Source organism: Actinoallomurus bryophytorum (assembly GCF_006716425.1).
GTDB lineage: Bacteria > Actinomycetota > Actinomycetes > Streptosporangiales > Streptosporangiaceae > Actinoallomurus > Actinoallomurus bryophytorum.
In genome coordinates this window covers 411,844-423,927 of sequence record NZ_VFOZ01000001.1, presented here as the reverse complement: position 1 = coordinate 423,927, position 12,084 = coordinate 411,844, and the positions used below count along the sequence as shown (strand labels likewise).

Sequence of the window (12,084 nt, the reverse complement as noted above, 5' to 3'; positions counted from 1 at the left end):
AACAACGGGTGTCCTGATCCGACCCCGAGAGGCCGCAGATGAGTGAGACGAGCCGGGCGGAGGCCGACGATGCCGCTGTCATCGGACGTTCCCGGCAGGAGCCCGAGGCGTTCGCCGAGGTCTTTCGCCGGTACGCCCCGGACATCAAGCGCTATGTCACGCGCAGGCTCGGCCCCGAGGCCGCCGAGGACGTCGCGGCGGAGACGTTCCTGGCGGCGTTCCGGCAGCGCGGCGGCTATGACCTGTCGCGCCGGAACGCGCGGCCGTGGCTGTACGGCATAGCGACCAACCTGATGGGCCGGCACGTGCGGACCGAGGTGCGGCAGTTGCGCATCCTGGAGCGGACCGGCACCGACCCGGTGACGGCGTCGTTCGCCGAGCGCAGCGACGAACGGCTCAGCGCGGAGGCGTCCGGCCCGACGCTGGCGGGTGCCCTCGCAGCGCTGCCCAACGGGCATCGTGATGCCTTGCTGCTGGTGGTATGGGGCGATCTCAGCTACCCGGAGGCGGCCCAGGCACTGGGTGTACGCGTGGGAACGGTGCGGTCGCGTATCAACCGGGCTCGTAGAAACCTTCGCCGAGACCTCGGCGGGGTCAACCCGATGGCCATTGTCAGGGAGGAGACCACCCATGAATGAGATGACCCGGCTCGAGCGGTTCCGCTCGGAGGTTCCCCTGCCCGGTCCGGCCGACCTCAGGACCGAGGAGAGCCGGTTGCTCGACGCCATGGCGCATGCGGCGACCGTCAGGCCCGTACGCGGGGCGGGCCGTACGCGGCGGGCGCGGCGCCTGCGGTTCGGCCTCGTGGCCGGACTGGCCGCCGCGGCGCTGACGGCCGGGGTCGCCGGGGTCGCGCTCCACCAGAAACCGGCCGCCCCCCCGGTGATCCACGCGGAGAACGCCGCGGCGGCGCGGATCCTCACGCGGGCGGCCGACAACGTGAGCGAGGCCCCGGAGCTGCATCCCCGGCCCGACCAGTTCCTGGTCTTCACGTCACAGACCATGAACACCGTCGATTCGGTCGAGCAGGGCGGCCGGGCGTCCCACTATCTGTCACGGGGCAAGCGCACGATCTGGCTCCCCGCGCGAGGAGACGCGACGCACGGGGTGATCGAGGAGGAGGTGCTGAAGCCCCATGCCTACCCGGGCCGGCCGATTCCCCCCGAGGCCTACGAGAACATCGGCCGCCACGGCCCGGAGAAGGCCGTGGACGAGGACAACACCGCCGACTACCTGCGTACGGACTACGCGCATCTGAGCCGGCTGCCCACCGATCCGGCGAAGATGTACGAACATCTGTACATCCAGCTCGGAACGGGTCCGCTGGCCGACGCCCGTGCCTGGGACTACGTGGGCGGCATGCTCGTCGAGGCCTACATGCCCGCGGCACAGCGGGCCGCGCTGTTCCGGGCGGCGGCGATGATCCACGGCGTCACCGTCGTCCGCAGCGCCACGGACGCCGCGGGCCGCAGGGGCATCGCCGTGGCTTCGACGTGGAAAGGTCTTCGGACCGAGTACATCTTCACTCCGGAGACCTACCAGTTCCTCGGCCTGCGGACCGTCGTCGTGGGTCCCACCCGGGTCAAGGCACCGGTTGGGAGCGTGCTGACCTCCACGGCCCAGCTGAGCGTCTCCGTCGCCGACCATGCTCCCAAGGTGAAGCGGCGCTGACCGGCGGTGCGCCGTGCGGGCCGTCGCCTGCGGATTGCTACCGTCTACAGGCCATTGACGACGCGAAACGGAGCGCTGATCGCGTGAACCGGGGGATCCTGCCCACCGCCGGAGCTCGGGAACTGACGGTGCGTGCCGCCCATCTGGTGCTGCTGCGGCACGGTGAGAGTGTCTGGAACTCCGCCGACAGGTTCGGCGGATGGGTCGACATCCCGCTGACCGCCCATGGCCTACGGCAGGCCGCCGACGCCGGGCGTACTCTCGCCCAGGCCGGACTGGTGCCGACGGTCCTGCACACGTCGGAGCTACGGCGTGCCATCGACACCGCCTCCGAGGTGGCCCGTGTGACGGGCGGCCGCCCGGCGACGCGGCGGTCGTGGCGGCTGAACGAACGGCACTACGGCGCCTGGCAGGGCCGTGGCCGGCGGGACGTCCTCGCCGAGGTGGGGGAGGAGCACTTCACCGAGGTACGGCGGGGCTGGTCCGCCCGGCCGCCCGAGGGCGGACCGCGTTCGGGTGGGGAGTTCCCCGAGCTCCGCCGTGCGGGCGTCACGGCGGAGAGCCTGGCCGACGTGTGGACGCGTCTCCAGCCGTACTGGCATGAGTCGATCACGCGAGACCTGACGACGGACGCGGTCGTCCTCGTGGTCGCTCACGGGAACTCCCTGCGCGCACTGGTCAGACACCTCGACGGCCTGGACGAGGCCGAACTCGGCTCGTTCGAGCTCACGGTCGGCCGTCCCCGGATGTACCGCTTCGACCGTACGGACGGCGCCGATGGTCACCCGCAGGCGGTCCGCACCGTCACCTGAGCGCCGGTCATCGGCCCGGGAGCGATCGTGGCAGCCCGAACCAGGGGAGCACGCCGCCGTCGAAGCGGGCCATGGCGCAGATCCGGTCGCCGGTGAGGGTGAGGACGAACAGGCCGGTCCCGTGGCGGACGCCGGTCGGGGCGCGCAGGTACGCGCCGAGCGCCGGCTGACCGTTCGCCCGCGCCGGCAGGAAGTCGAAGCGCGCGCCGGAGCCGAAGACGCTTGCGCAGAAGCGTGCCACGACGTCCCGGCCCTCGTACTCGAGGGGCATCGGTGGCATCGACATGAACACGTCGTCGGTCAGCAGGGCCACCAGCGCGTCGAGATCGGCGGACGCGTACGCGCTGACGAACTTCGCGACGATCGCGTCCTCGTCGGTCGAGCCGGAGGCGGGGGGTGGTTCGCGGTCCGTGGCCGGCCGTTGGCGCCGCAGGCCGCCGCGGGCCCGTTTCAGGGCGCTGGTGACCGACTCGACGGTCGAGTCCAGCATCTCGGCCACCTCGTTGGCGTGGAATCCGAGGACGTCGCGCAGGACGAGCACGGCGAGCTGGCGAGGCGGCAGGAGCTGAAGGGCGGTGACGAAGGCCAGGGAGATGGACTCGGTCTGCTCGTAGCGGGCCTCGGGGCCGAGCGGTACGTCGATCGCGCCATCGAGGAGGGCGTCGGGAAACGGTTCGAGCCACGCGACCTCGCCGAGCCGGGTGGGCTCGGGCGGCTCGACCCCGGGGATGTTCCACTCCTTGGCGGGCCGCCTACCGGCCGAGCGAAGCGTGTTGAGGCACCGGTTGGTGGCGATCCGGTAGAGCCAGGTGCGGAGCGAGGACCGTTCCGCGAACCCCGCGAGGCCCTGCCAGGCGCTCAGCAGCGTGTCCTGCAGGGCGTCCTCGGCGTCCTGGAGGGATCCGAGCATCCGGTAGCAGTGCACCTGTAGCTCTCGGCGGTGCGGCTCGGTCAGCGCACGGAACGCGTCACCGTCCCCGGCCCGCGCCCTTGAGATCAGGTCGGTCGTCACCGCCCTCACCACCTTCTTCCCGCGTCCTGTGGCGTTTCCATCCTGTTGTAGACACCGGCCGGGGGGTGAACTGGGCGGTCGGCGGGCGCCCAATTTCCCCACGTCGCGGCATCTACCTCATCGACGGCGCCGGCGATGCGGGCATCGGCGGATGGCGTCGCGGTTCTCACTCTCCAGGACAGGAAGAAGCCAGATGATGCTGAAGAACAAGGTCGCGGTGGTCTACGGAGCCGGAGGCGCGATCGGCGGTGCGGTCGCACGCGCCTTCGCGAGCGAGGGGGCCAGGCTCTTTCTCACCGGGCGCCTCCAGGCATCGGTCGAGACGGTCGCCAAGGACATCGTCGCCGCCGGCGGCTCCGCCGAGGTGGCGCAGGTCGACGCCTGCGACGAGCAGGCCATCGACCGGCATCTGCGGTCCGTGATCGATCAGGCGGGCCGGGTCGACATCTCGTTCAACGCGGTCGGAGTGCCGGACACGGAGATTCTGGGTGTGCCCCTGACCGAGCTGGACGTCGAGAGATTCTCCCTGCCGATCACGGCCTACACGACGTCGTACTTCCTGACCGCGCGCCTGGCCGCGAGGCGCATGATCCCGAACGGCTCGGGAGTGATCATGAGCGTCAGCGCTCTCCCCGCACGGATGGGCTCCCCGCTGAACGGAGGCTACGGTCCGGCGCAGGCCGCCAAGGAGGCGATGACCCGGGACCTGTCGTGCGAACTCGCGCCCCAGGGCATTCGCGTGGTCGGTCTGCGGCCACACGGCATCCCGGAGACGCGCACGATGACGGAGGTCTTCGACACCAAGGCCAAGGCGTCGGACATGACGTGGGACCAGTTCACCGGATATCTCGCGGGCACGACCCACCCGCGACGGGTCATGACGCTCGACGAGGTGGCGAACATGGCGGCCTTCCTGGCGTCCGACAGGGCGAGCGGGATGACGGGAACGACGGTCAACCTGACCATGGGCAGCCTGGACGACTAGGGTCACTCCGGCTTTATTTGCTAAGTACGGACTTATCAGTCTAGCCTGAGAATATGGCAGATGGTCCGGAGGTCAACGAGGTCGCGGCGGCGCTGCTGGTGAGCATGGGGCTGCTCCGCCGCCGGCTTCGTCAGGTTCCCGTCGAGGGCGAGCTCACGCTGCCCGAGACCTCGGCGCTGTCGCGTCTGGACCGCGGGGGGCCGACCACGGCGAGCATGCTCGCGCGGATCGAGCAGATCAGCCCGCAGTCGATGGGGGCGACGCTCGCGGCGCTGGAGGCACGCGGCCTGGTCGGCCGGCGGCCCGATCCGGAGGACGGCAGGCGCGTCGTCCTGTCGGTTACCGAGGCCGGGCGGGAGGTGCTGCGCAACAAGCGGACCGCGCGGATCGAGCAGCTCGCGCAGGCCCTGTCCGGCGGCTTCACCCCCTCTGAGCTCGAAGGGCTGATGGTGGCGGCGCCGCTCATCGAGCGACTGGCGCAGAGTCTTTGATGAGCCAGGGCCGTCGATGAGACAGAAGCTCGCGACGAGACACGACACCGGGGCGGCGGCGGACCGCTACAAATGGGTGGCGCTGGCGAACACGACGGCCGCCGTGTTCATGTCCGTGCTCGACGGCTCGATCGTCCTCATCGCGCTGCCGGCGATCTTCCGCGGCATCCACCTGGACCCGCTCGCGCCGGGCAACGTCGGCTACCTGCTGTGGATGATCATGGGGTACCGGCTGGTGCAGGCGGTCTTCGTCGTTCCCGTCGGGCGGCTCGGCGACATGTTCGGCCGGGTGAAGATCTACAACTACGGGTTCGCGGTGTTCACCATCGCGTCCATCCTGCTGTCGTTCGACCCGTTCCACGGTGGCCGCGGGGCGGTGTGGCTGATCGGCTGGCGAATGCTGCAGGCGATCGGCGGGTCCATGCTCACCGCCAACTCGGCCGCGATCCTCACCGACGCGTTCCCGGCCGACCAGCGTGGTTTCGCGCTGGGGATCAACCAGGTCGCCGGTCTGGCCGGGCAGTTCATCGGCCTGGTCGCCGGAGGGCTGCTGGCGATCTGGGACTGGCGTGCGGTCTTCTGGGTGAACGTCCCGGTCGGCGTCTTCGGCACCCTGTGGGCCTACCGCAGGCTCCACGACAACGGCGAACGCAACCCCGGCCGCATCGACTGGTGGGGCAACATCACGTTCGCCGTCGGGCTGAGCGCGGTGCTGGTCGCCATCACCAACGGCATCCACCCGTACCGGGACCACGCCATGGGCTGGGCGAACCCGCAGGTGTACGGCCTGCTCGCCGGCGGTGTCGTGCTGCTCGGCGTGTTCGGCGTGATCGAGAGCCGGGTGGCCGAACCGATGTTCCAGATCGGCCTGCTCCGCATCCGGGCGTTCACCGCCGGGAACGCGGCGAGCTTCGCCACGAGGCTCGCCCAGGGCGGTCTGCAGTTCATGCTGATCATCTGGTTGCAGGGGATCTGGCTGCCGCTGCACGGCTACGACTACAGCGACACCCCGCTGTGGGCCGGGATCTTCCTGCTGCCCCTGACCGGCGGCTTTCTCGTCGCGGGACCGGTGTCGGGACTGCTGTCCGACCGGTTCGGCGCCCGGGGATTCGCCACCGCCGGGATGGTGGTGTTCGGCGCCAGCTTCGTCGGCCTGATGCTGCTGCCCGTGGACTTTCCCTACTGGGCGTTCGCGCTGCTCATCGCCTTGAACGGTGTCGGGACGGGCATGTTCAGCTCGCCCAACTCCTCGGCGATCATGAGCAGCGTCCCGGCACGGCAGCGCGGCGCGGCCTCGGGGATGCGCTCGACGTTCCAGAACTCCGGCACGTCACTGTCGATCGGGGTGTTCTTCTCCCTCATGATCGCCGGGCTGGCGGGCAGCCTGCCGCACACGCTGACGAGTGGCCTGCAGCGGCAGGGCGTGCCCTCAGGCGTCGCGCACCAGGTCGGGGGGCTTCCGCCGGTGTCGTCGCTGTTCGCCGCCATCCTCGGCGTGAACCCGATCCGTACCCTTCTCGCGCCCAGCGGAGCACTGTCCGGGCTGCCGGTCGCGAACCAGCGGACCCTCACCGGCCGGGAGTTCTTCCCGCACCTGATCTCGGCGCCGTTCCACCACGGCCTGGTGGTCGTCTTCGCCGTTTCGACCGCCCTGGCGGCACTCGCCGCGCTCGCCTCGCTCCTGCGCGGCGGGCGCGTGACCCCGTCAACGGGGACCCCACTGCCGGCGCGAACCCCACTGCCGGCGCGAACTCCACTGGAGAAGGACACGATGGCACTCTCGACGATCGACCCCAAGCCCGCACTCGTGGTGATCGACCTGCAGAAGGGGATCCTCACCATCCCGGCGGCGCACCCGATCGAGGAGGTCGTACGGCGGTCGGCGAACCTGGCCGAGGCGTTCCGCCGCCACCACCTGCCCGTCGTCCTCGTGAACGCCACGGGCAGGGCCCCCGGTCGTACGGAGGCCGGCTCGGCGATGCCCGCGGATTTCACTCCGCCGCCGGACTGGGCCGACCTCGCGGACGAGCTCGACGTACAGCCGGAGGACCACCTGGTGACGAAGACGACCTGGGGAGCCTTCCACGAGACGCCGCTCCACGCCCGTCTCCAGGAACTCGGCGTCACCCAGGTCGTGCTGACGGGCGTCGCGACCAGCGCCGGCGTCGAGTCGACGGCACGAGCGGCGCACGAGCACGGTTACCACGTCGTCCTCGCCACCGACGCGATGACCGACCGCGACGCCGACGCCCATCAGAACAGCGTGGAGCGGATCTTCCCCAAGCTCGGCGAGACCGCCACGACCGACGAGATCCTCGACCTGCTCGAGAAGACCCGCCCCGAGGCCGGCGTCTAGCGCCGGACGGCCACCATCATTGCCACCTCGACGCAATTGCCGCCACTGCCGCCGCTGCGGCGGCTCTTGCGCCAGTCGGGCGTGTTCATAGGCTCTCCAGAATTGACTCGATCAATTTACGCGACTCTGCCACGGGAAGGGCGTGCCCTCTGATCAAGTCGTACCTTACGTGGAAATCGGATACTCCGATCGGATCCTCCACGACCTGTCCATGCCCGGCGGCCTCGGTATAGGCGACATCGGGTTCGTTGTCGAAGCTCAGCAGGACGAGGTCACCTTCCAAGCCCGCATGGGGATCAGCGTCCTGCGGTACGACCTCGATCATGATGTGGGCACGTCTGGACGCTTCGAGTAGGAATTCGAGCTGACCGCGCATGACATCGGGGCCGCCGACCATGCAGCGCAGAGCACGTTCGTCAAAGGTGGCCCAGAGGCGTGGCGGTTTCTCGCGTTTGAGTACCGCCTGACGCTCCATGCGGCTGGCGACGAATTGGTCGACCACGTCCGGCTGTTGAATAGTCAGTAGAATCTCGCGCGCATACGCCTCCGTCTGCAACAATCCCTGGATCAGCACGAGGCCGAATACTCGTATCGCGCTCGCCTCTGCCTCCAGCTGTACGTACTTCGAGAAGCCTGGTGGTAATGCGGCGAGATGGCGGGTCTCGGTGATGAGTTTCCAGAGGCGGACGAAGAGACCGTTGGTCTTGAACAGCGTGTCCGTGTCCTCTGAGAACTTCCTCGACGGGATGTTCTTTCCGGCTTCGAGCTGACTGATCAACTGTGGGGTATAGCCGAGCGTCTCGGCCAGCTCGACCTTGGACATCGTGCCACGCCAGGCCGCTAATTCGGTCGCGAAGGCGCGGATCGCGGGGAACTCGTAGGGCTCGCGCTGAGCCACCATGCGGGCCTCCAAATATCAACCGGATGACCGGGTTTCGATGGTAGGAACGGTGGTTGAATCCTGGTAACCAGGGGTTCGTAGCAAAGGGTAATCGCCCGTGTGAGTCTGGTCATCGGATTCGCAAAATGAAGAGGCGGAAAATTGCGGGCGATACCTGAAGTCAAAGAGACGGTGCGGCGGCCACAGATCGGCGAGAGCCGGGTCCACCGATTTCCCCTTCCGCCGCATCCCATCGCGGCGGAACAGGCCCGGCTTCTGACAAAGATCGCGCTCGCCGACTGGGACCTCAGGGACGCACTCGACAACGCATTGATCATCGTCGCCGAGCTGGCCACCAATGCCATGAAGGCCGGCGACGTCTTCCGGCTGTCGCTGACCCGCCAGGGCGACACGGTCCTGATCGAGGTCTGGGACGGCAGCGAGGCCCTGCCGGACCGCCGGCGGCGTTCGGTCGACCAGGTGGACGGGCGCGGCCTGCTGCTCGTCGAGGGATGTTCGACGGACTGGGGCTGGCGGCTGGAGGACCAGGGCGGCAAGACCGTCTGGGCCATCGCCGGCGAACCGGTCACGGAGGGCACCTCACCGCTGCGGATGTGACCCCCAGAGCCCCCCGGCCCTGAGCGTCGCTGTGGTCATCGCCCGGAACCCCCCGAACCGGCGCGGTCACCGCGGGGAAGCGGAGCGCGCCTCAGGGCCGGGGCCCCTTCTCTCGCGCCGCCCGTCCCACGCCGTTTCTCCCCTGCCGCCCGGCGAACACCCCGACAGGATCGACAATGCCCCCTCAGCTCCCCGGCCCCGACGACGAACTGCTCCGGCCGCGAGAGGTCGCCGCGCTCCTCGGCGTACGCACCGCGACGATCGCGCGCTGGGCACGGCAGGGACGACTCTCACCGCTGCTCACGCCCGGCGGCCATCGCCGCTACACCCGGGCCAGTGTGCGAGCGGTGCTGGACGAAGAACCGGCCGCGCCGGCGATGGCCGAAGACGCCGCACGCCTGTACGAGCAGGGGTGGAGCATCCGGCAGGTCGCGCAGCGGTTCGGCTGCGAGTACGGCGTCATGCGCCGCATCCTCCGCAGGCAGGTCACCCTGAGGACCCGGGGCGGCCGCGAGCGCGCCCTGCCGTGAAGCCCAGGGCGGCGTCGTGAACGACGGCGAGGGCATGGCCTCAAACGACCTCGGCGACCTTGTAGGCGATGCCGCCCTCGACCAGGTAGCCCGAGCCCACGCAGACCATCGCCCGGCATGCCGTCGACGTCGCGTCCCTCGAAGGGCTCAACGGGCTCAGTCTCGGCCGGCTGGCCACCGACCTCGGGCTGAGCAAGAGCGGCATCCAGACTCTTTTCGGAACGAAGGAGAGACTGCAGCTCGCCGCCGTCGAGTCGGCACGTGAGCAGTTCACCGATGCGGTCGTAGGGCCCGCGCAGGCCCTACCCCATGGCGCCGCCCGGCTGCGCGCCCTGGTCGAACGCTGGATCGGCTACGCCGAGACGCCGCTGTTCGCCGGCGGCTGCTTCTGGGTGGCGAACCTCGCCGACTTCGACAGCCGCCCGGGGCAGGTCCGCGACGCGCTGTCACGTCAGCACCGGGACTGGCTCGCCCTCATCGAGAGCGAGCTGCGACACGCGGTCGACGCCGGTGAGATCGCCGAGCTGGACACCGGCCTCGTGGCGTTCCAGATCGACGCGGTCCTCGCCGCCGCGAACACCGCGCTGCGGCTCGGCGACGAAGACGCCGTGGACAAGGTTCGCCGCGTGGTCGACGGGTTTCTCGCGCCTCCGCGCTGACCGAGGTTCAGTCCCGCGCGAGGAGACCCTCCATGACGAGGTCGAGCATCCGGGCGGCGCGGGCCTCGCCTCCGGTCGCGGGGTCGATCCGCCACAGGAACGAGATCAGGAGCAGGAAGTCGTCGGGGTCGATGTCCGGGCGGAGCAGTTCGGCGTCCGAACCCGCGGCGAGCAGCTGCTTGATCGCGGCGATGACCAGGGCGTACGTCTCGTCCTCCATACCGGCCGTGGTCGCCGCGTGGATGACCTCCGCGGCGCCGTACTTCAGCTGCCCGTACCGCGCGACACGGTCCAGCCACAGGCGCAGGGCCTCCAGGGGCGGATGCGTGCCGAGGAGCGCCGGTGCGAGGGCGGCGAGATCCTCGATCTCGTGCCGGTAGACCACCAGGACGAGCGACTCGCGCGTCGGGAAGTGGCGGTAGAGGGTGCCCGGCCCGACGCCGGCGCGTTTGGCGATCTCGTTGAGCGACGTGTCGCCCGACTGCGCGAACGCGTCGCGTGCGACCTCCAGGATCCGGCGCCGGTTCTCACGGGCGTCGGACCGGACGGGCTTCCCGGTCATCGCCAGGCTCCATTCTCGCGTACGCAATGCTCCACTATGCAAGTGGAGAGGTCTCCGGTACAGTCCTCGAGATAGCCGGAGACCTCTCCGGTTAGAAGCCGAGGAGGAAACCGGTGGCGGACCAGACCGTGTTGGTGACCGGAGGCACAGGGTACGTCGCGGGCTGGTGCGTCGTGGAGCTTCTCCGGCGGGGGTACGCGGTGCGGACCACGATCCGTACCCCGGACCGGGAGCGGGCCGTACGCGACGCGGTGTCGTCGGCGGCCGACCCGGGGGACCGGCTCTCCTTCGCCGTCGCGGACCTGACCTCGGATGGGGGATGGGACGCCGCGGTCGACGGCGTCGACTTCGTCCTCCACGTCGCGTCACCGCTCGGCGAGGGCGGGCGTGACGCCGGCGAGCTGATCGCGCCGGCGCGCGACGGGGCGCTCCGGGTCCTGCGCGCCGCGACGAGCGCCGGCGTGCGGCGCGTCGTGATGACCTCGGCGGCCAACACGGCGAGCCCGTCCTCCTATGGCGAGGACGGCGTGACCGACGAGACCCTCTGGACGGACCTCGACGACCCGACCCTGATCCCGTATCGGCGGGCCAAGACGGCCGCGGAGAGGGCGGCGTGGGACTTCATGGCCACCTACGACGGGCCGACCACGCTCACGACGATCCTGCCGGGCGCGGTGTTCGGCCCGGTCCTGGGCGCCGGTCACCTCGGCACCACGCGGATCGTCGCCCGCATGCTGGGCGGCGGCATGCGCGGAGTGCCGAGGATCGCGTTCGAGATCGTCGACGTACGCGACGTCGCCGACATCCACATCCGCGCGATGACGTCTCCGGAGGCGGCGGGGGAGAGGTTCCTGGCGACCGGAGAGTTCCTGTGGATGCGCGAGATGGCCCTCGCCCTCCGCTCGGGTCTCGGCTCGGCCGCCGACGGGGCGCCGACCCGGGAGCTCCCCGACTTCGCGGTACGGCTCGCAGCGAGGTTCTTCGACCGCTCGCTGCGGAGCGTCGTTCCGGGGCTGGGAAGGCGCAACCGGCACAGCACGGAGAAGGCCCGGCGGCTCCTCGGCTGGCAGGCCCGCCCCGCGGCCGAGACCGTCGTGGACTGCGGGCGGAGCCTCATCGCGGCGAACGCGGTGACCTGAGAGCCGCGGAGCGCGACGCGGACCATGCCGTCGGCGGCTGTCGCGATGACGGGCGAGTCGTTGAGCACTCGCCAGATCTCCGGCGAGGTCGATCCGGGCGGCACCGTCCGGTCCGATTCAATTCCGTACGGCCCATATTCTGCCAATTCGTCCAGTTCTGTTCTTCTGGGATCTTCGGCCAGTGGCTTGGCAGCACGTTCTCTTCGTGGGCTTCCTTCTGCTACGTTGATCGCGATTTAGATGGTCTTTTGAGCAGATATAGAGGCATGTCATGTCATTGTCGTCGGATCGTTCAGGGCTCTCACGCAGACGTCTTATCCAGGCTGTCGGCATCGCGGCGGCGGGTGCGGTTCCGTTTGTCGGAGGGCG

14 protein-coding genes are annotated in these 12,084 nt (G+C 69.7%); 10 read left to right on the top strand and 4 right to left on the bottom strand.

Annotated elements, in window-relative coordinates:
- The first annotated feature begins 38 nt into the window (after nt 1–38).
- The 3 genes from FB559_RS02035 to FB559_RS02025 all read left to right on the top strand — a co-directional run bounded on the left by FB559_RS02035 (nt 39) and on the right by FB559_RS02025 (nt 2,483).
- Entirely contained in the window at nt 39–638 is a 600-nt protein-coding gene (locus FB559_RS02035; protein ID WP_141952660.1) for an RNA polymerase sigma factor, read from the top strand.
- Nucleotides 631–1,671, top strand: a complete 1,041-nt coding sequence (locus FB559_RS02030; RefSeq protein ID WP_246121302.1) for a CU044_5270 family protein — start codon at nt 631–633, stop codon at nt 1,669–1,671. Before FB559_RS02035 ends, FB559_RS02030 begins: the two co-directional genes overlap by 8 nt.
- Before the next feature lie 83 nt (nt 1,672–1,754).
- Nucleotides 1,755–2,483: a 2,3-bisphosphoglycerate-dependent phosphoglycerate mutase gene (locus tag FB559_RS02025; protein WP_185792005.1), complete on the top strand. Its 729-nt coding sequence runs from the start codon at nt 1,755–1,757 to the stop codon at nt 2,481–2,483.
- A 7-nt stretch (nt 2,484–2,490) separates the two neighbouring features.
- On the opposite strand, the gene FB559_RS02020 is transcribed toward FB559_RS02025, so the two are convergent.
- Nucleotides 2,491–3,495: a sigma-70 family RNA polymerase sigma factor gene (locus FB559_RS02020; protein ID WP_141952656.1), complete on the bottom strand. Its 1,005-nt coding sequence runs from the start codon at nt 3,493–3,495 to the stop codon at nt 2,491–2,493.
- Nucleotides 3,496–3,688: 193 nt separating this feature from the next.
- Here FB559_RS02020 and FB559_RS02015 point away from each other — a divergent pair, with 193 nt between their 5' ends.
- From FB559_RS02015 to FB559_RS02005, 3 genes are read left to right on the top strand one after another with little or no spacing between them, the layout of a single operon-like run.
- Entirely contained in the window at nt 3,689–4,480 is a 792-nt protein-coding gene (locus tag FB559_RS02015; RefSeq protein WP_141952654.1) for an SDR family NAD(P)-dependent oxidoreductase, read from the top strand.
- 53 nt (nt 4,481–4,533) lie between these two features.
- Entirely contained in the window at nt 4,534–4,971 is a 438-nt protein-coding gene (locus FB559_RS02010; protein ID WP_141952652.1) for a MarR family winged helix-turn-helix transcriptional regulator, read from the top strand.
- Between the two features lie 16 nt (nt 4,972–4,987).
- Nucleotides 4,988–7,327, top strand: coding sequence for an MFS transporter (locus FB559_RS02005; protein WP_141952650.1), 2,340 nt, complete (start codon nt 4,988–4,990; stop codon nt 7,325–7,327).
- On the opposite strand, the gene FB559_RS02000 is transcribed toward FB559_RS02005, so the two are convergent.
- Both FB559_RS02000 and FB559_RS01995 read right to left on the bottom strand, forming a co-directional pair.
- A complete protein-coding gene (locus tag FB559_RS02000; protein ID WP_141952648.1) occupies nt 7,324–7,416 on the bottom strand; it encodes a DUF397 domain-containing protein in 93 nt (30 codons plus the stop codon). The genes FB559_RS02005 and FB559_RS02000 overlap by 4 nt on opposite strands.
- Entirely contained in the window at nt 7,413–8,228 is an 816-nt protein-coding gene (locus FB559_RS01995; RefSeq protein WP_141952645.1) for a helix-turn-helix domain-containing protein, read from the bottom strand. The genes FB559_RS02000 and FB559_RS01995 overlap by 4 nt, the downstream gene beginning before the upstream one ends.
- Nucleotides 8,229–8,399: 171 nt before the next feature.
- On the opposite strand from FB559_RS01995, the gene FB559_RS01990 reads away from it, so the two are divergent.
- The 3 genes from FB559_RS01990 (at nt 8,400) to FB559_RS46535 (ending at nt 10,014) form a co-directional block, all read left to right on the top strand.
- Nucleotides 8,400–8,825: an ATP-binding protein gene (locus FB559_RS01990; protein WP_141952643.1), complete on the top strand. Its 426-nt coding sequence runs from the start codon at nt 8,400–8,402 to the stop codon at nt 8,823–8,825.
- A gap of 176 nt (nt 8,826–9,001) precedes the next feature.
- The gene (locus tag FB559_RS46400; protein WP_141952641.1) at nt 9,002–9,355 is read left to right on the top strand and encodes a helix-turn-helix domain-containing protein; all 354 of its coding nucleotides are present in this window, start codon (nt 9,002–9,004) and stop codon (nt 9,353–9,355) included.
- A 107-nt stretch (nt 9,356–9,462) separates the two neighbouring features.
- The gene (locus tag FB559_RS46535; RefSeq protein WP_425455102.1) at nt 9,463–10,014 is read left to right on the top strand and encodes a TetR/AcrR family transcriptional regulator; all 552 of its coding nucleotides are present in this window, start codon (nt 9,463–9,465) and stop codon (nt 10,012–10,014) included.
- A 7-nt stretch (nt 10,015–10,021) separates the two neighbouring features.
- Here FB559_RS46535 and FB559_RS01975 read toward each other — a convergent pair whose 3' ends face one another.
- Nucleotides 10,022–10,576 carry a TetR/AcrR family transcriptional regulator gene (locus FB559_RS01975; protein WP_141952639.1) on the bottom strand — a complete coding sequence of 185 codons (555 nt, stop codon included), beginning with the start codon at nt 10,574–10,576 and terminating at the stop codon, nt 10,022–10,024.
- Between the two features lie 113 nt (nt 10,577–10,689).
- Here FB559_RS01975 and FB559_RS01970 point away from each other — a divergent pair, with 113 nt between their 5' ends.
- Nucleotides 10,690–11,715, top strand: coding sequence for an NAD-dependent epimerase/dehydratase family protein (locus FB559_RS01970; protein WP_141952637.1), 1,026 nt, complete (start codon nt 10,690–10,692; stop codon nt 11,713–11,715).
- Nucleotides 11,716–12,084 lie beyond the last annotated feature (369 nt).